At 60.7% G+C, this 16,126-nt stretch carries 18 protein-coding genes; 3 read left to right on the top strand and 15 right to left on the bottom strand.

Annotated elements, in window-relative coordinates; translation table 11 throughout:
* Positions 1-44 precede the first annotated feature (44 nt).
* From yajC to ruvC, 4 genes are read right to left on the bottom strand one after another with little or no spacing between them, the layout of a single operon-like run.
* The gene (gene yajC / locus HMPREF2808_RS04565) at positions 45-377 is read right to left on the bottom strand and encodes a preprotein translocase subunit YajC (RefSeq protein WP_070623949.1); all 333 of its coding nucleotides are present in this window, start codon (positions 375-377) and stop codon (positions 45-47) included.
* Positions 378-416: 39 nt separating this feature from the next.
* Positions 417-1,502, bottom strand: a complete 1,086-nt coding sequence (gene ruvB, locus HMPREF2808_RS04560) for a Holliday junction branch migration DNA helicase RuvB (RefSeq protein WP_070522109.1) — start codon at positions 1,500-1,502, stop codon at positions 417-419.
* Between the two features lie 15 nt (positions 1,503-1,517).
* Positions 1,518-2,126 (bottom strand): Holliday junction branch migration protein RuvA, encoded by a 609-nt coding sequence (ruvA, locus tag HMPREF2808_RS04555; RefSeq protein WP_070562990.1) that lies wholly within the window; start codon positions 2,124-2,126, stop codon positions 1,518-1,520.
* Positions 2,127-2,167: 41 nt separating this feature from the next.
* Positions 2,168-2,779, bottom strand: coding sequence for a crossover junction endodeoxyribonuclease RuvC (ruvC, locus tag HMPREF2808_RS04550; protein ID WP_070562988.1), 612 nt, complete (start codon positions 2,777-2,779; stop codon positions 2,168-2,170).
* Between the two features lie 156 nt (positions 2,780-2,935).
* Between ruvC and HMPREF2808_RS04545 the strand changes: the two genes are divergently transcribed.
* A complete protein-coding gene (locus HMPREF2808_RS04545) occupies positions 2,936-3,631 on the top strand; it encodes a nitroreductase (protein WP_083309029.1) in 696 nt (231 codons plus the stop codon).
* A 6-nt stretch (positions 3,632-3,637) separates the two neighbouring features.
* Here the strand turns inward: HMPREF2808_RS04545 and HMPREF2808_RS04540 are convergent, their stop codons facing one another.
* Together HMPREF2808_RS04540 and HMPREF2808_RS04535 are read right to left on the bottom strand one after the other, a co-directional pair.
* On the bottom strand, positions 3,638-4,393 hold the full coding sequence (locus tag HMPREF2808_RS04540) for a YebC/PmpR family DNA-binding transcriptional regulator (RefSeq protein ID WP_070529978.1): 756 nt from the start codon (positions 4,391-4,393) through the stop codon (positions 3,638-3,640).
* A 129-nt stretch (positions 4,394-4,522) separates the two neighbouring features.
* Positions 4,523-5,389, bottom strand: a complete 867-nt coding sequence (locus HMPREF2808_RS04535; RefSeq protein WP_070623946.1) for an acyl-CoA thioesterase — start codon at positions 5,387-5,389, stop codon at positions 4,523-4,525.
* 101 nt (positions 5,390-5,490) lie between these two features.
* On the opposite strand from HMPREF2808_RS04535, the gene HMPREF2808_RS04530 reads away from it, so the two are divergent.
* Both HMPREF2808_RS04530 and HMPREF2808_RS04525 read left to right on the top strand, forming a co-directional pair.
* A complete protein-coding gene (locus tag HMPREF2808_RS04530; protein ID WP_070624057.1) occupies positions 5,491-5,973 on the top strand; it encodes a DUF3817 domain-containing protein in 483 nt (160 codons plus the stop codon).
* Positions 5,974-6,025: 52 nt separating this feature from the next.
* Positions 6,026-7,228 carry a diguanylate cyclase family protein gene (locus HMPREF2808_RS04525; protein WP_083309028.1) on the top strand — a complete coding sequence of 401 codons (1,203 nt, stop codon included), beginning with the start codon at positions 6,026-6,028 and terminating at the stop codon, positions 7,226-7,228.
* Here HMPREF2808_RS04525 and HMPREF2808_RS04520 read toward each other — a convergent pair.
* The 9 genes from HMPREF2808_RS04520 to HMPREF2808_RS04480 form a co-directional block, all read right to left on the bottom strand.
* Positions 7,213-7,671, bottom strand: a complete 459-nt coding sequence (locus tag HMPREF2808_RS04520) for a LemA family protein (protein ID WP_070563239.1) — start codon at positions 7,669-7,671, stop codon at positions 7,213-7,215. The two genes, HMPREF2808_RS04525 and HMPREF2808_RS04520, sit on opposite strands and share 16 nt — an antisense overlap.
* A complete protein-coding gene (locus HMPREF2808_RS04515) occupies positions 7,672-8,772 on the bottom strand; it encodes a glycosyltransferase family 4 protein (protein WP_070562976.1) in 1,101 nt (366 codons plus the stop codon). It lies immediately after the preceding gene.
* 18 nt (positions 8,773-8,790) lie between these two features.
* Positions 8,791-9,693 carry a phosphatidylinositol mannoside acyltransferase gene (locus HMPREF2808_RS04510; protein WP_070623940.1) on the bottom strand — a complete coding sequence of 301 codons (903 nt, stop codon included), beginning with the start codon at positions 9,691-9,693 and terminating at the stop codon, positions 8,791-8,793.
* Positions 9,694-9,756: 63 nt separating this feature from the next.
* Entirely contained in the window at positions 9,757-10,392 is a 636-nt protein-coding gene (gene pgsA, locus HMPREF2808_RS04505; RefSeq protein WP_070623937.1) for a phosphatidylinositol phosphate synthase, read from the bottom strand.
* Positions 10,385-11,002: an ATP adenylyltransferase gene (locus HMPREF2808_RS04500; RefSeq protein WP_070522237.1), complete on the bottom strand. Its 618-nt coding sequence runs from the start codon at positions 11,000-11,002 to the stop codon at positions 10,385-10,387. Before HMPREF2808_RS04500 ends, pgsA begins: the two co-directional genes overlap by 8 nt.
* A 6-nt stretch (positions 11,003-11,008) precedes the next feature.
* Positions 11,009-13,072 carry a threonine--tRNA ligase gene (gene thrS / locus HMPREF2808_RS04495; RefSeq protein ID WP_070623936.1) on the bottom strand — a complete coding sequence of 688 codons (2,064 nt, stop codon included), beginning with the start codon at positions 13,070-13,072 and terminating at the stop codon, positions 11,009-11,011.
* Between the two features lie 93 nt (positions 13,073-13,165).
* Positions 13,166-14,446: a Dyp-type peroxidase gene (locus HMPREF2808_RS04490; protein WP_070522076.1), complete on the bottom strand. Its 1,281-nt coding sequence runs from the start codon at positions 14,444-14,446 to the stop codon at positions 13,166-13,168.
* A gap of 64 nt (positions 14,447-14,510) precedes the next feature.
* Positions 14,511-15,206, bottom strand: coding sequence for a copper chaperone PCu(A)C (locus HMPREF2808_RS04485; RefSeq protein ID WP_070623932.1), 696 nt, complete (start codon positions 15,204-15,206; stop codon positions 14,511-14,513).
* A gap of 76 nt (positions 15,207-15,282) precedes the next feature.
* The gene (locus tag HMPREF2808_RS04480) at positions 15,283-15,870 is read right to left on the bottom strand and encodes a copper resistance CopC family protein (RefSeq protein WP_070562965.1); all 588 of its coding nucleotides are present in this window, start codon (positions 15,868-15,870) and stop codon (positions 15,283-15,285) included.
* Positions 15,871-16,126 lie beyond the last annotated feature (256 nt).

The raw sequence follows: 16,126 nt of genomic DNA, 5'->3' as shown, positions 1-16,126 counted from the left end.
AGGCTTAAGGTGAGGCGCCCGCAGTGTGACGAGCGCAACTCGAATTAGAGCTTCGGGAAGCGTTCGTCGTTGTCGCCCTCCGCCTCAGCCGGCGCATCGTTGACCGTGCCAGCCTGCTCAGCAGTTCGCACGATAGCCATCGTGTCGAAGGTAATCACGGTGCCGTCTTTAACGCGCAAATCAACCTGCTGCTTACCGGCTTCCACCACGGTGCCGTGCAGTCCACCGGCGGTAATCACCTCCAGGCCAGGCTTCAAGGAGGATTGCAATTCTTGCATCTGCGCTTGGCGTTTGCGCTGAGCGCGCATTGACATAAAGCTCGGCAAAATAACGAGAATTGCGAGTACGAGGAGTAGAAGAATCTGGGTTCCGTTCATAAGTGGTCAGTGTGCCAGACCTTCCCGCCTCTGGGCCAATTAGAAGAGGGTCCCGCCCACCGTTCCCTCGGGCGCCTCAAGGCCTAGGTGGTGCCATGCCGCCGCAGTCGCGACACGGCCTCTGCCCGTTCGCGAGATCATCCCCGCGCGCACGAGGTAGGGCTCGCACACCTCCTCCACTGTCGACGGCTCCTCGCCCACCGCGATGGCCAGAGTATTGACACCCACGGGGCCACCGCCGTGCCCTTTAATGAGAGCCTCGAGTACCGCACGGTCAAGGCGGTCCAGCCCACGTTCGTCCACGTCAAAAACCCGCAGCGCTGCTTGTGCTGCGCCAACGTTGATGTGACCATCCCCATTGACCTCGGCGTAGTCACGGACCCGGCGCAGGAGGCGGTTGGCAATTCGCGGAGTTCCGCGCGACCGAGATCCAATCTCCACCGCAGCATCTTGGTCAATGTCAACCTCCAAGATTCGCGCTGCGCGGGTGATGACCTGGGTGAGGTCCTCGGTATCGTAGTACTCCATTTGCGCGGTGAAGCCGAAGCGATCACGCAACGGCCCGGTCAGCATTCCGGCGCGAGTAGTCGCCCCCACCAGGGTAAAAGGCGGAATTTCCAACGGGATAGAGGTAGCCCCTGGGCCCTTGCCCACGATGACGTCAATACGGAAATCCTCCATCGCCATGTAGAGCATTTCTTCAGCCGGGCGGGCAATGCGGTGAATCTCGTCGATGAAGAGCACATCGCCCTCCATCAAATTCGACAACATCGCAGCCAGGTCACCTGCTCGCTCCAGAGCTGGCCCCGAAGTCATGCGAAGCGAGCTTCCCAGCTCTTGGGCGATGATCATCGCCATCGTCGTCTTGCCCAGTCCGGGAGGGCCGGATAGCAACACGTGATCTGGCGTTACGCCGCGATTTTTCGCTCCATTAAGCACAAGGGATAGCTGCTCGCGCACCTTAGGCTGGCCAATGAACTCGCCGAGCGACTTCGGACGCAACGAGCGCTCAATATCGTGCTCGCCCTGTTGCTCGGTGGCATCCATATCCTGGTTGCGCTGGAGTGGAGAGTTAAGCTCCACCCCGTCCGGCAGTGAGAATTCTGTGCGTTCTACGTCTGACATGTCACCCACTCTCCCCTATTTCTTGGACCCCAGCTTGCTGAGTGCTGCGCGCAGCACCACTGGTGTCGCCGCCTCAGGTTTTTCAGCCACAACTGATTCCACCACCGGGCGAGCCATCTTGTCCGTAAAGCCCAACCCGACGAGCGCCTCAACAACATCCTCAACAACCGGTCCGGACGCGGTCTGCGCAGCAACCGAAGAATCTCCGCCATCCACAGAAGCAAAAGCTTGAACCTTGTCCTTGAGCTCAAGAATCAATCGTTGTGCAACTCGTTTGCCCACACCCGGAATCTTTTGCAGGCGTGCTGTCTCCTCCCCCGCAATCGCCTGAGCTAAATCGCCGGCGCTCATCACCGACAGGGCGGCCAAGGCCAGTTTTGGCCCCAACCCAGAGACCGTCTGGAGCACGTGGAACATGTCGCGGTCATCGTGGCTCGTGAAGCCATACAGCGTCATCGAGTCTTCCTTCACCACGAGCGTAGTCATAACCCTGGCCTCTTCACCGCGCTGGAGCGTCCCCAACGTGGCCGGGGTGGCAAGGACCTTATAGCCCACGCCGGCACATTCGAGCACGGCGTGATCAAGCTGGATGTCGAGGACTGTTCCGCGCAGAGATGCAATCATTAAATAAAAATTCCTTGGTTCGAAGGGTTATGCCAGTTAGCTTAAGAGGTTGACTTTGCCGCGCGAGAGACAGACGCGGTACGCGGTGAAGAACCCCGTACCCCGCTTGTTCGTGCGCCCGCCCCTATGCCGGCGCTCGTGTCACCGCCACTCATCCATGCCAGCGCTGGAGCACGCCAGCAGTGACAGACCGCAAGGGCCAAAGCATCCGCCGCATCAGCCGGCTTGGGGGCCTCACTCAGCCCCAAGATACGGGTAATCATGGCTGTCATCTGTTTCTTGTCAGCGCGCCCATTTCCTGAAATCGCCTTCTTCACCTCGGAGGGCGTGTACATGTGCACAGGAATATCGCGCTCTGCTGCCGCGAGCACCAAGACTCCGACGGCATGAGCGGTCTGCATGACGGTTGACACTTGGCCGCGTTCGAATACGCGCTCGAGCGCCACGACATGCGGCTGGTAGTCATCCATCCATTCCCTCACCGCCACAGATAGCCGCTTCAGGCGTTCCCCCAACTCTTTGTCACTGGGGGTGCGCACGACACCTACTGCGATGGGAATAACCGCGCGCCCACGTCCTGCTTGGACAACGGACAGGCCGCAGCGCGTCAATCCAGGATCAATACCCATGACGCGCAGCCCTTCCAAATTCACGGCCGCCTCCTCGCCCTACTGATGAACTCACTTGCCTGGGGCATAGTGTACACACATGTGTTCTAGCGCAATCAGCGCCCTGCGAACGATGCCTGCCAAATCAGTCAGGCCCATCCCATCTGTTTCCTCTTCATCACCGCGGGTAGAGTGGCGCGCATGTCTCAACAACCAAATGACTATTCAGGCTTTATCCGATCCCGTCATTCCCCGCGGGCGTTCCTGCCGGATCCCATCCCCACTGATGTCATCGAGCAGGTGCTTATCGACGCCCAATCCGCGCCTTCCAATTCCAACACTCAACCGTGGAACGTACACCTCGTGGGCGGCGCTGCTTTGAAAGAATTAAGCGCCGCGCTGATCGCGGAGTTCGATAAGAACGGAATTAATCCAGACTTCACGATTGACTATGGTCAGGGAGTCCACCCGCAACGCTCGCAGCAGCTCGCCGCCAAGATGTACGGGCTGCTCGGCATTGCGCGCGAGGATAAAGAGGCGCGCACGGAGTTCATCCGCGAAAACCTTCGTTTCTTCGGAGCCCCGCACGCGGCGCTGCTTTTCATTCCACCGCTGGGTGATCGCATTCGCGCTGCCTTCGATCAAGGCACCTATGCTGAGAACTTTTTGCTCTCGCTGCAGGCACACGGCTACCACGGTGTCCCACAGGGCATGATTTCACTCCTCGCGCCCACGGTCCGTGAATTCCTCGGGGTGGACGAGGAGTACAAGCTCGTCACCGCCCTCACCTTCGGCGTGGCCGATGAATCCAGCCCTGTGTTCAAGACTGCCCCGGGGCGCGCGCCGTTATCAGAGACGGTGACGGTACATGGCCTGGAAGGCCTTAAGCTCAGCTAGAAGCCCTTAGTCCTCGTCGAGCTCGGCGAGAACCTCATCGCTGAGGTCCATGTTGGTGTAGACGTTCTGGACATCGTCCGAATCCTCAAGCGCATCGATGAGGCGGAAGATCTTGCGGGCATCATTTGCCTGCAGCGGAACCTCAACGGACGCGCGGAAATCGGTGTCGGTGTCATCAACTTCGATGTCAGCAGCAACAAGGGCCTCGCGCACGGCCGGAACATCACCCGGTGCACAGGTGATCTCGAACTTCTCGCCGTTGTCGTTGACCTCCTCGGCGCCAGCTTCCAGCACAGCGAGCAGAATGTCATCTTCGCTAAGCTCACCCTTCTCCACCATGACCAAGCCGGTGCGGGAGAACATGTACGCGACGGAACCGGACTCGCCGAGGTTGCCGCCGTTCTTGGACATCGCGGTACGAACGTCGGTGGCTGCGCGGTTGCGGTTATCCGTCAGGCACTCGATGAGCATGGCCACACCGTTGGGGCCGTAGCCCTCGTACATGATGGTCTCCCAATCTGCGCCGCCGGCCTCTTCGCCGGAACCGCGCTTGCGGGCACGCTCAATGTTGTCGTTCGGAACGGAGGCCTTCTTGGCCTTCTTAATCATGTCATCGAGGGTGGGATTCGCCGCCGGGTCGCCGCCGCCTGTGCGGGCCGCCACCTCGATATTCTTAATCAGCTTGGCAAATTCCTTGCCGCGCTTGGCATCGTTGGCAGCCTTCTTGTGCTTAGTCGTTGCCCATTTGGAGTGGCCTGACATGTCATCCCTTTCGATATGGCTGTGCAATAAATTGCTAGAAACTGGTGCAATTATACGGCCTCACGCCACGTACCTCCGCACAGGGGTACGCGTGGAAGCCTCATTCCTAACTGTCGGTTCGCTGTAGCATCACACATTTTGCCAATTGCCGTTGGCGCTGGTGCCTTCACTTTCAGGATGCATGGTCCGCGTCAGCCCCTCCTGCATGGCCACCGCGAGTAGCTCCCCGCGTTGGTTGTATATCTTGCCCTGTGCAAGACCAGTCCCGGTCTGTGCTGAGGGACTCGACTGTGAGTACAACATCCATTCATCGACCCGGACCGGACGCAAGAACCACAATGAATGATCCAAGCTGGCTAGTTGGATCCTCTCCCCTTGGTGCGGGAGCAGCGCTGAGCGAATCAACGTCATGTCGGACATGTAGAGCAGCGCCGATTGATGGAGGGACGGATCGGGGGCGTCGGCAAGCAAGGCACCCGTGTTACGGAACCAGATATTTCGAAACCCAGCGCCTGTGGTTTCCGCGGCGACGTCATCGCGGGATGCGTCGGGGACCAGCCTCACGTCCCAGTCTTCCCACTCCTTCAAGATGATCCGGGTGGAGTACGGGGATTCTGTAATGCTCTCCGGCGGCGGCACCTGCGGCATGCCTGCCTGATGTTCCGGACCAACATCGCCTGACGCGTGGAAACCAGCGCTGAGCATGAAGATCATGCGGTCCTTTTGGTAGACGCGCACGTGGCGATGCGCAAAAGAGCGGCCATCCCGTATCCGCTCCACGCGGATGGTTGTGGGCGCACTGGAGTCACCAGGCCCCACGAAGTAGCAGTGCATGGAGTGCGCCAACTTGTCATCAACGGTGAGCTGCGCCGCCCGAAGCGCTTGCGCCATGGTTTGTCCCCCAAAGGTGCGAGCGATGAGCGAGGGAACCGCGGGGGCGCGAAATTCGTCATCGCCAATCCGCTCGATGTCGACTGCTTGAGCCACCGATGCCATCTTTACTCCATTTCCATCGCTGTTATGGCGCCCGCCACACTCACTCCGACCATCCTACTCACGAGCTGATCTGCTCCTGGGAGTTGCGTACTATGTTCCGCATGACTTCAACCACCCCGCACAGCGTGCACCGCGTGGCCGCCTACCTAGAAATGATCACGTGGGGTCTGCTGATCCTCTCCATGATCCTCAAGTACTCCGGCACCACCGAGGCGCTCACACCGATTGCAGGTGGCATCCACGGCTTCGGCTTCCTCTGCTTCCTGCTCATGACGGCCCTGGTGTGGATCAACAACCGGTGGCCGGTGGGGGTTGGAATCCTGGGCCTGGTAGTGACCGTGATTCCCTTCGCGGCGCTACCCTATGCGGTCTGGGTATCTCGGCGCGGACTCGTTGATGGGCCGTGGCGCTTTACCGACGACGCGCAGCCGCACGGCTTCTTCGATTCGGTTTTGGCACAGGTCATCCGCCACCCAGTGCGCAGCGCGCTCATCGCGCTACTCGTCGTCGCCGTAGTGTTTAGCATCCTGCTCGTGTTGGGACCACCCGTTGATGTAGAGTCCGCCATTGAAAATAATCGCTAAAACTCCAAGTATTTGGGCTGGCTGGGTCCTGGCGCGACTTCTCCTCGTTTACATGCTCGTCAACGACACGGACCCGCTCGGAGACGTTCGGTATTACCTCGAGGGCGTCTTTGGCGATAATCCTCAAGACATGACGGAGTATCCGCAGGTCGGAACTTGGCCCAGCGTCCTGCTCGCGTGGCTTACTGGCTACGACTTTGACCGCTATGCCATCGGCTTTACGGCCATGGTGCTGCTTGCCGACGCAACCTTCCTTGCCCTCCTCCTGCGCCATCACCGCGACAACCCCGCAGCGTATAGCGCCGGATGGTTTTGGGTGTTTTTCGGCACCGCGGCAGGCCACGTTTTCGCGTGGCGGCTGGACCTCTATCCCGCCTTGCTCGTCGCCGGTGCGGGCGCACTTCTGGCCACCCGCCCGCGTCTTGCCTCGGCTTTGTTGGCCTGGGCCACCGCAGCCAAGCTGTGGCCCGGGGTCCTCGCTGCCGGGCTCGTCGGACGCGCAACCTCTCGTGGTACTTGGCAGCGGTTGGCCGCTTTTTTCGGAAGCCTCGCCGCCCTCTGCCTCGGCGTAGCTGCGATAGCCGGTGTGGATAGGTTGCTCTCTCCTCTGACATATCAAGGTCAACGCGGCCTCCAGATTGAATCTCTAGCCGCCACCTGGTTCGTCTACCAAGCCCATCACCAGCCTGGAGTGTGGACGATGGAATACGCGGCGTCGAAAAGCTTTGAGATCTCCGGGCCTGGTGTCGATACGGCGATTACTGTGAGCACCATCGCGATGGGTGCCGCGCTCCTCTGGATCATTGCAGTAGCGCTCGTTCACTTTCTGGGCGGCGGATGGAGCCCACGTTCCACACTTGTTTTCTTCATCGCGGCAATCCTGCTGCTTATGGCGACGAATAAGGTCTTTTCTCCGCAATATATCGTGTGGCTTGGGCCGATTCTGGCGGTGGCGCTCCGCTCCCCCGTCCCCGTGGAGTCTGCTTCCTACCGAAACAAGGCCGCTAGTATCGCTGGGGTGCGCGCCATCATGGCAGTACTCGCCGTGGGAACAGCAGCCCTGGGAACCGTCATCTACCCCTATGGCTATGACTACATCTGGTTCTTTGTGGGCGAAAACCTCAACCCGGTGTACGCACTCGTGTTGCGCAACCTCCTCATCCTGGCGATGACCGCTTTTGCTCTGTACTGGTACTCCCTCGAGTCCCGCGTGGCGCGGGCTCAACAGTCCCAGGTGGATCACACCTCAATCTGACTCAGCTCGAAATACTCCGGCAGCTTCGCCGTGCCTCCCAAGCGCAGCAGCTTGACGGCCGGGCGCAGGCGCAGCGCGCGGGTATCGCTGACCGCCTCGTTGTAGAAGCGGTGAGCTAAGTGGATGCGCCCTTCGGCGTCGGCAAGCACGGCCGGACGCGCTTCAAAGCGCTGTGCGATGGCCGCCGACAGCTCACGCTCCCGGGTGGCCCGTTCATCGAAACTCCCCTGCGCAAGCTCCGTCGCCTCTGCGCGCGCCGCAATGCCCTCAAGCTCGGGAGCTAGCGCGCTAACCACCGCCGCGCGGCGATCCAGCGTGGCCTCAAGCTGAGCCAGGGCCGCGTCTGTGCGGATATGGAGGGAGTTCAGCCGCTGCGCCGTATAGAGCGCCCACATCCCCAGGATGAGGAGGACGGCAAGAGCAATGACAACTTCAATGGGCATTTAAGACACCCGCACTTTCGTGCCATCCGCCACCGTCTCGTACACGCGCATGACGGCAGCGGCCACATGATCCCAATCGTAGTCGCGGGCGCGCTCCACCCCTGCCTTGATCAAGGCCTGTCGCTTGTCCGTATCGTTCACTACATCCTGCAGCACGCGCGCCAAGTCCGTAGCGTCGCCGGTTCTGAACAAGGCACCAGCAGGTTCTTCCGAGTCGGCATTGCACACTGCAGCGAAGGCCTCTAGATCCGAAGCCACCACTGCACAGCCAGCTGCCATTGCCTCAACCAGAACGATGCCGAAGCTCTCGCCGCCGGTGTTGGGAGCCACGTAGATATCGGCGCGCCCTAAGATGGCCGCTTTCTCGGCATCGCTGACGCGCCCCACAAAGTCGACTCCCGGAACGCTCCGCGGATGACCGCCGCCCATGACTGTCACGCGCACCTTCTCTGGGAGCAGGGTGAGGGCCTCAAGAAGAATGTCCAGGCCCTTTCGCGGCTCATCGAGACGCCCCAAGAACACGATCTCAATCTCTGAATCATTCTCTTTATGCTCGGCACAAGCACGCTCGCGCGCATATACAGAGGTATCTACCCCATTGGGAATGAGCACGGGGTCACCACCCAACTGCTCTACCTGCCAACGGCGAGCCATCTCTGAGACCGCAATGCCTCCCCGGATCTTTTCCAGGTACGGGCGCAGGAAAGGTTTGGCCAGGGTCAGCGCCACGGAGCTTGATGCCGAAGCATGGTACGTCGCCACAATAGGGCCACGTGCCGCTGCCAGCGCAGCCATGGAATAGCTCGGGGAATTCGGCTCGTGGATGTGTAGGATGTCGAAGTTCCCTTCGCGAATGAAGCGCTTAATGTTGCGGCGCACGTGCGGGCCGATAGACAGGCGAGCCACCGAGCCGTTATAGGTAATTGGCACGGCCCAGCCACCCTTGCGCACAAAGCTGGGCACCTGCGTGCTTGTCGACGCCGGCCCCAGCACCTCCACGTGGTGCCCCTGTTCAATGAAGACTGTGGCTAGGTCAAGGATGTGGGCCTGAACTCCGCCGGGTTCGTCGAAGGAATAGGGGCAGATAATACCTATGCGCATGGAGTGTGTTCTGCCTTTCTACTTCTTGTGGCGAGCAGCGCGCCGGCGCTCGACGTCCGCATTCCAGTGCGGTTGCAACATGTGCCAATCTTCCGGATGCGCCCGGATGTTTTCTGCGAAGCCGTCCGCGAGGCGCTGGCACGTCTCCTGAAGAGTCGTGACCTCAACCTCGGGGCTGACGGACAGCCCCCAACCTTTGCCGTCGAACCACGAATGCACCACGTGGAGAGCCGCCCCTGTTTCAATGGCGAGTTGGGCGGGGCCGGCGGCAACGTTGGCTTCTTCGCCCATGAAGTCTACGGGCACGCCGGTGCGCGTGAGATCACGCTCGGACAGCAAACACACCACTCCGCCCCGTTCCAAGGCATCCTTGAGGCGCGGATAAGGCGAAGAGCTGCCTCCTGTCAGCGGCAGAACAGTGAATCCGAGGCTCTCGCGGTAGTCCACGAAGGCATCGAAAAGCGCCTCCGGCTTTAAGCGCTCAGCCACCGTAGTAAAGCCGCCATAGTGGCCCACACAGAAGACGCCCGCCATGTCCCAGTTGCCTGAGTGCGGCAGCGCAAAAATCACCCCGCGCCCAGATGCCACCGACTCATCCGAGTACTCCTTGCCACGCAGGCCAGCCAGCAACCGCTTCTGCAGTTCAGGGTCCGAGTGGATGGCCGGCAAGCGGAAGGCCTCGAGCCAGTAGCGCATGTAGGAGCGCATCGAGTTCCGCACCAGCTCCCGCGTAACGTTTTCGGGCCCCACAACCCGGTTCAAGTTCTGGCGCAGCTGCTCCATGCCCTTGCCGTTGTCGCTAGCCCAGTCCGCGCCCCGCTCGAAGAGCCAGGCAGCGAGAGGCTGCGGGAGGAAGCGCACGACCTTCCAGCACGCGATGTACGCGGCGGCGGTCAGCCGGTCACGATCCAGTAGAGCCACAGTTCAGGAGCCTTTCTGTGCGGGCCGGGGGCACGGTACCTTCCGGTGGGAGCGGGGATTGAGCTATAGGTGCTTCAGTTCCTTCTTGAAACGCGCCTTGGTGTCCTGACGCGCCGCTTGGCGCATGCGCTGGTAAATGGTGAAGATAGACCCCACAGCCAGCAGCCACAGGGCGACTTCCAGCGCATAAGGCACGCCCAGGCCTTCCAACCCCACGCCGCCGAGTCCTAGGATGAGGCGCTCTGGGCGCTCGACGAGGCCGCCAACCATCTTGAAACCGGAGGCCTCGCCGCGCGCCTTGACATAAGAGATGACCTGGGAACTAACCAGCACCACCATGCAGGCGGCGAAGTTGATGGGGTGAGCGTTGTCGACGTACACCATCCAGTAAGCGATCGCCGCGAACAAGGCACCGTCAGTAATGCGGTCGCAGGAGGCGTCGAGAGTAGCACCGAAGTTGGAGCCACCCGTGGTCAGGCGCGCCATCGTGCCGTCGAGCATGTCGAAGGCCGCGAAGAGACCCGACAACAGCGCGGCGGCCAAAAGGTGATCAAGTGGGATGAGGATGACCGAAATGGCAATGGTGACGATCGTTCCCACAATGGTGACGATATTCGGGGTCAGGCCCATCTTGAGGAAGAGCTTGGCCACCGGGACCACAACCACGGCGGCGGGTTTGCGCCCGTGAACACTAAGCATGCGCTTCTCCTGAGATGATTCCTTCGGCGGCGAGCTCCGCCCATCCCTGAGCAAGAAGGGAACGGGTGTCTTTGAGGAGCTGCGGCAACACTTTAACGCCATCCACAATAGTCATGAAGTTTGAATCTCCGCTCCACCGCGGAACGATGTGCATGTGCAGGTGCTGCCCCACCGATCCGCCCGAGGCCCGCCCCAGGTTAAAACCGGCGTTGACGGCATCGGGGCCGGACACCTTCTTCAGGACCCGGATGGCGGCCTGGGCAAACTGGAAGAGCTCGCGGGACTCCTCCTCGGTGAGGTTTTCCAGCTCAGATTCCTGGCGGTACGGGATGACCATCATGTGGCCGGCGTTATAGGGATAAAGGTTGAGCACGCAATAGACAAGCTCACCGCGGGCAACGATGAGCCCGTCCTCGTCCGACATCTGTGGGATCTCCACGAACGGGTTACGGGCTTCCTTTGGCACGTCGCCGGCGCCGCCCTCACGCTTGATGTAGCTCATACGGTACGGCGCCCACAGGCGCTCTAAGCGGTCGGGGGTTCCCAGGCCGGTATCGACGTACTCTCCCACTCTGTGTGTGCTCCCTTTCTCAGCTCTGTCTAGATGCATCTGCACCTAGACACGCTCGGCGATGGTTTCCTTGGTCGGTTGATCGTTGTTGCGCTCACGCACCCAAGCCTCGATGACGTTGACTGCAGCTTCCACGGGCACGCCGTTAACTTGCGTGCCGTCAAGGAAGCGGAAGGACACGGCGTCTGCCTCAACGTCGCGCTCGCCCGCCAGCAACATGAACGGGACCTTGCCAGTGGTGTGATTGCGGATCTTCTTCTGCATGCGGTCGTCGGAAGTATCGACGTCAGCGCGCAGGCCGCGGGAGCGCAGCTCGGCGCATACCTTCTCGAGGTGCGGGGCGAAGGTATCCGCCACCGGGATGCCCACCACCTGGTGCGGGGCCAGCCATGCCGGGAAGGCGCCGGCGTAGTGCTCCAGCAGCACGCCGAAGAAGCGCTCAATGGAACCGAAGAGCGCGCGGTGAATCATGATCGGGCGTTGCTTGCTGCCATCCGACGCCGTGTACTCCAGCTCGAAGCGCTCCGGCAGGTTGAAGTCCAGCTGCACGGTGGACATCTGCCAGGTACGGCCGATGGCATCGCGAGCCTGGACAGAGATCTTCGGGCCATAGAAGGCCGCGCCCGCCGGGTCCGGAACCAGCTCAAGACCGGACTTCTCCGCCACGGACTGCAGAATAGCCGTCGAGCGCTCCCAAATCTCATCAGAACCGACGTACTTATTCGGATCCTTGGTGGACAGCTCCAGGTAGAAGTCGTCCAAGCCGTAGTCCTTGAGCAGAGAAATGATGAACTCCAGAACCTTGGTCAGTTCATCTTCGAGCTGCTCAGGGGTGCAGTAGATGTGGGAGTCATCCTGGGTGAAGCCACGGGCGCGAGTCAGACCATGAACAACGCCGGACTTTTCATAGCGGTACACCGTACCGAACTCGAAGAGGCGCAGCGGCAGCTCGCGGTAAGAGCGGCCACGAGAAGCGAAGATGAGGTTGTGCATCGGGCAGTTCATCGGCTTGGCGTAGTAGTCCTGCGGCTGCTTGGTGCAATTACCGTCCTCATCCCACTCGCCGTCGAGCTGCATCGGCGGGAACATGCCATCGGCGTAGAAGTCCAGGTGGCCGGACTTCTTGAAGAGGTCTCCCTTGGTCAGGTGCGGGGTGGACACGAAGGAGTAGCCATCAGCGATGTGACGACGGCGGGAGTGCTCTTCCATCTCCATGCGCACGGTAGCGCCATTGGGGTGGAACACCGGGAAACCGGAACCGATCTCATCCGGGAAGGAGAACAGGTCCAGCTCGGCACCCAAACGGCGGTGGTCGCGCTTTTCCGCCTCTTCCACCATGGTCTTGTAGGACTCAAGTGCTTCCTTGGATTCGAAGGCGGTGCCATAAATGCGCTGCAGGCCAGCCTTGGACTGGTCGCCGCGCCAGTAGGCAGCAGAGGAACGCGTCAGGGTGAATGCCGGGATGTACTTGGTGGTCGGCACGTGCGGACCGCGGCAGAGGTCAAACCACTCCACCTCGCCGGTGCGCGGGTTGACGTTGTCATAGTGGGTCAGATCGCCGGCACCAACCTCGGCAGCCTCATCGGAATCAGGGTCCACGTTGCCCTTGTCCTGGACCAGCTCGAGCTTAAACGGCTCGGCAGCAAGCGCCTGCTCCGCTTCCTCCGGGGAGGAGTAGACGTGGCGCTCGAAGCGCTGGCCCCCCTTGATGATCTTCTTCATGCGCTTCTCAATGGCCTTGAGGTCCTCCGGAGTGAAGGGCTCTGCGGTCTGGAAGTCGAAGTAGAAGCCGTTCTCGATGGCCGGGCCGATGCCCAGCTTGGTACCGGGGAACTCCGCCTGCACGGCCTGGGCCATGACGTGCCCGCAGGAGTGGCGAATAACGGCGCGGCCGTCTTCCTCGCAGGCAGCAACCGGAGTGAACTCGGCGTCAGTGTCCGGCGTGTGGGAAAGGTCGTAGAGAGTACCGTCGGCGCCGCGGACGACGACTACTGCTTCGGGGCCCTTGTTGGGCAGCTCATGCTCGCGCATCGCTGCTCCCACGGCAGTACCGGCCGGGACCGCGATCGGCTCGTAGTTCACCGGGACTGCTGGAATCATTTCCGCCATGACTTGTTGCGCTCCTTTGCGCTCACGCGCCGCTCGACATACCTGGCCGAGCAGCGCTCAACGAGAAAGTTACAGCGGCTTAGTCTACCCCTCTTAACTGCGGATGAGCGATTCGCCCCAAAAGGTTTCGCCCTCAGTTCCGGCCGGCATGTAGTACACGGCCGAGCCGATGTGGGTAATCCACTCGTTGAGGCGATCCGCTTTGTCGAGCCGCGCCTGGATGGGCTCGAACTGCGCCGTAGGATCCTTCTGGTAGCAAATGAAGATCAATCCAGCGTTGCTGAGTTCACCGCGCTTGGTGGTCTCCGGGGAAGGCGGAAGGTTGTAGTTATACGGACGGCGCAGCAGCTTCTGATGAGGAGAATCGACCGGAGGATGCGCCCGGGCAACATGCGAGTTTTCATCAATGGCCTTGAGGCCAAACTCGTTTCGCGCGTCCAGGTCAACCTCGTCGAATTCGTCCTTGCCACCTAGAGGTGCGCCGGTATCGAGAGCTCGGCCCGTAGCGTTTTCACGCGCAGCACGATCAAGTTGCTCCCACGTATCGAGGTTCATGTGGATGCGGCGAACCACCATGGCGCTGCCGCCGGCAAAGGGGCCGTCCTCGATCCACACTTGCTCATTGAAATCTTCATCGCTTCGCGGGTTGACCGTGCCGTCTTTTTGCCCAAAAAGGTTGCGCGCGGTTGTCCCCTTCGGTGCGGAACCATAAGCGTGGCTAAACCCCTGTTGAATCCACGCGACGTCGGCGTAGTCTTTACCGGCACGAGTCATATGCCGCAGTACATAGGCCGCGGTGAAGGCATCATCACTGCAGATCTGTAGGACTATATCGGTCTGCCCCCATTCAGGGCGCAAATCATCGTGTTCAAAGTCCTGGATATCTCGCAGCCAGCTGGGCTTGGCGACGCCCACCGTGTCAAAGAATCCTTCTCCCCAACCGCACGTGACGGTGAGGTTTGCCGGGGTGGTAGACAATTCAGGCTCGAGGCTGCCCAGCGGGTTCTCGCCGGTGCACAGGCGGCGAGCGTCCTCCGTCCACAGACGCATGAGTGCGGCCGCACCGCGTGCGGTGGTCTCCTTCTTCAGGTTGAAGCCGACCAATTCCACGTGGGCCTGGACCGGGGTTTGGATGCCTGCTTGATGCTTACCATCGAAGGCGACGATATCGCCACCCATGGTTTCCTCGCGGCGCTCCGGCCCGGTGCTTCCGGCGTCACCGGCCTGCGCTGCTTGGGAAGCGTCTGCAGACTCCGCCGAAGATTGCCCTGGCTCCTCCCCCTTCGCGCAACCAGCGAGGGCTACCGCGCTTGCAGCCACAGCACTTCCGGCGAGCAATCCACGCCGGCTGACAGGTTCCTCGAACCCGCTCATCGTTGTTGTCTCCCTATCTCGTGAGAACCGATAACTTGCCTACCTTGACCCAGAGAACGCTTTTCTAGTGAGCGTGCTCTTCCGTCTTCATGCCCGACATGTCTGCGGACTCTGAGTGGTCCATGTGATCACCATGCTTCATGTCGCCATGGTCCATATCGTCGCCGTGATCCATGCCGCCCATATCGCCATAGTTCTCGTCGCCTGCGCCGATGGAACGCACGGGGATGTCGCCCAGGTCGACCGTTGAGCCGTCGCTAAGCTCCAGCGTCAGTGTGGCGGTCTCGCCAGCCATAACGGGCTCTGTAACTCCCATCAGCATGAAGTGGAAGCTACCCGGTGCGAGCTCGACGGATTCGCCAGCAGGGATATCGAAGCCGCCTTCCTTCTCCTTCATGACGCCATCGACGACCTCATGGATCTCGTAGTGCTCCGCCTTCACCGACGAGGTGAAGCCAACCACGTTGATGTCCTTGTCCGTGTGGTTGTGGAGGGTGCCGAAGATCGCGGTCATATCCGAATCCTTCTCCATGGCGCGCACGACAGCATCCTCGAAGGTGACACCCGACTCAGCGGAGGAAGTAGCCGAACCACTGGTCGCTGCTTCCTTGTCCTTCTCAGCGCCATTCTCAGTGCTGGCTGCAGCGCTCGATGGGGCTGCGGTGGAATCTTCCTCGCTCGTCGAGCAGCTTGCCAGTGCAAGGCTGGCAGCAGCAACGGCAACGACGGAAGCGCGGAGGAAAATACGGGAATTCAGCATGTGACATGCCTTTCTGCAGTAACAGTAGTTAAGGAAAATGCGGTTTGACTCTCGCATCATCAGAACCGTGTGGTGCTTAGCCTTCTGGGTCTTCTCCACCAGAGCGGCGGGTCTTTGCTCCGAAGGCGAAAAGGGCTGCGCCGACGACGAGAACTGCTCCTACACCAATGATCCATTTGGCCGCGGTTGGCAAGGAACTCAGGGGATCCTGAGACTCTTCTGCATCGTCGCTTTCCTTGGCACCATCGGCAGAAGCATCTGCAGTCTTATCTCCCCCAGCCCCGGAGGCCACGCTAAATGGCACGGAACCGAGTGTGGAGTGCCCATCGGAGGACGTAATGCGGAAACCTACTTGGTAGTCACCATCACCGGGCTCGACGTCCTGGGGGACTTCGACGGTGAGGTTTCGGCCGTCAATGGTCGGGGTTGCGTCAAAGAGAACGTCGCCGCTTGTCTTATCGCTCACGGCAAAGGTGTTGAAGTTGTCCTTTGGAATACCAGAGAATTCCAACGTGATTTCGCGGGGGAATTCCTCCAGCGGCGTATCACTCACAACGTTGCCGCCTATGACTGAGTCATGTGCCGCCGCTAGTGGCGCGGACAGCCCGACCGCGAGGCAGGCTGCCCCGGCAGCAATCCCTGTGGTGACCTGACGCAGCTGCATGTCCAGAACAACTCCTTGATGGTCTGATGAAACTTTTGGTTGAAGGTTCCCTCATCCTATCGCCGGGAGGGATCCTCGAGCCAATCCTTACCCCGCACGGATTGTGCGAGGTTACCAAGTAGTCGTTGCATGCAGTGGAAAAGTTCCCTGGACCGCCCCTAGCCATACACCCCGGCAAACAAGAAAACGAAAAGTGCCCCTCCATAGTGGAGGGGCACTCGACGTGGAGCGGATGACGAGACTCGAACTCGCGACC

The sequence above is a fragment of the Corynebacterium sp. HMSC078A10 genome (genome assembly GCF_001811565.1).
GTDB classification, from domain to species: Bacteria; Actinomycetota; Actinomycetes; order Mycobacteriales; family Mycobacteriaceae; genus Corynebacterium; species Corynebacterium hesseae.
The sequence above is the reverse complement of the archived record's forward strand: the minus strand, read 5'-3'. Positions and strand labels throughout refer to the sequence as shown.

What these genes read in the sequence shown, in the direction of transcription:
- yajC (WP_070623949.1), bottom strand. Translation starts at nt 377, where the DNA reads ATGAACGGAACCCAGATTCTTCTACTCCTCGTACTCGCAATTCTCGTT.
- ruvB (WP_070522109.1), bottom strand. Translation starts at nt 1,502, where the DNA reads ATGTCAGACGTAGAACGCACAGAATTCTCACTGCCGGACGGGGTGGAG.
- ruvA (WP_070562990.1), bottom strand. Translation starts at nt 2,126, where the DNA reads ATGATTGCATCTCTGCGCGGAACAGTCCTCGACATCCAGCTTGATCAC.
- HMPREF2808_RS04545 (WP_083309029.1), top strand. Translation starts at nt 2,936, where the DNA reads ATGTCTCAACAACCAAATGACTATTCAGGCTTTATCCGATCCCGTCAT.
- HMPREF2808_RS04540 (WP_070529978.1), bottom strand. Translation starts at nt 4,393, where the DNA reads ATGTCAGGCCACTCCAAATGGGCAACGACTAAGCACAAGAAGGCTGCC.
- HMPREF2808_RS04535 (WP_070623946.1), bottom strand. Translation starts at nt 5,389, where the DNA reads ATGGCATCGGTGGCTCAAGCAGTCGACATCGAGCGGATTGGCGATGAC.
- HMPREF2808_RS04530 (WP_070624057.1), top strand. Translation starts at nt 5,491, where the DNA reads ATGACTTCAACCACCCCGCACAGCGTGCACCGCGTGGCCGCCTACCTA.
- HMPREF2808_RS04525 (WP_083309028.1), top strand. Translation starts at nt 6,026, where the DNA reads ATGCTCGTCAACGACACGGACCCGCTCGGAGACGTTCGGTATTACCTC.
- HMPREF2808_RS04520 (WP_070563239.1), bottom strand. Translation starts at nt 7,671, where the DNA reads ATGCCCATTGAAGTTGTCATTGCTCTTGCCGTCCTCCTCATCCTGGGG.
- HMPREF2808_RS04515 (WP_070562976.1), bottom strand. Translation starts at nt 8,772, where the DNA reads ATGCGCATAGGTATTATCTGCCCCTATTCCTTCGACGAACCCGGCGGA.
- pgsA (WP_070623937.1), bottom strand. Translation starts at nt 10,392, where the DNA reads ATGCTTAGTGTTCACGGGCGCAAACCCGCCGCCGTGGTTGTGGTCCCG.
- HMPREF2808_RS04500 (WP_070522237.1), bottom strand. Translation starts at nt 11,002, where the DNA reads ATGCATCTAGACAGAGCTGAGAAAGGGAGCACACACAGAGTGGGAGAG.
- thrS (WP_070623936.1), bottom strand. Translation starts at nt 13,072, where the DNA reads ATGGCGGAAATGATTCCAGCAGTCCCGGTGAACTACGAGCCGATCGCG.
- HMPREF2808_RS04490 (WP_070522076.1), bottom strand. Translation starts at nt 14,446, where the DNA reads ATGAGCGGGTTCGAGGAACCTGTCAGCCGGCGTGGATTGCTCGCCGGA.
- HMPREF2808_RS04485 (WP_070623932.1), bottom strand. Translation starts at nt 15,206, where the DNA reads ATGCTGAATTCCCGTATTTTCCTCCGCGCTTCCGTCGTTGCCGTTGCT.
- HMPREF2808_RS04480 (WP_070562965.1), bottom strand. Translation starts at nt 15,870, where the DNA reads ATGCAGCTGCGTCAGGTCACCACAGGGATTGCTGCCGGGGCAGCCTGC.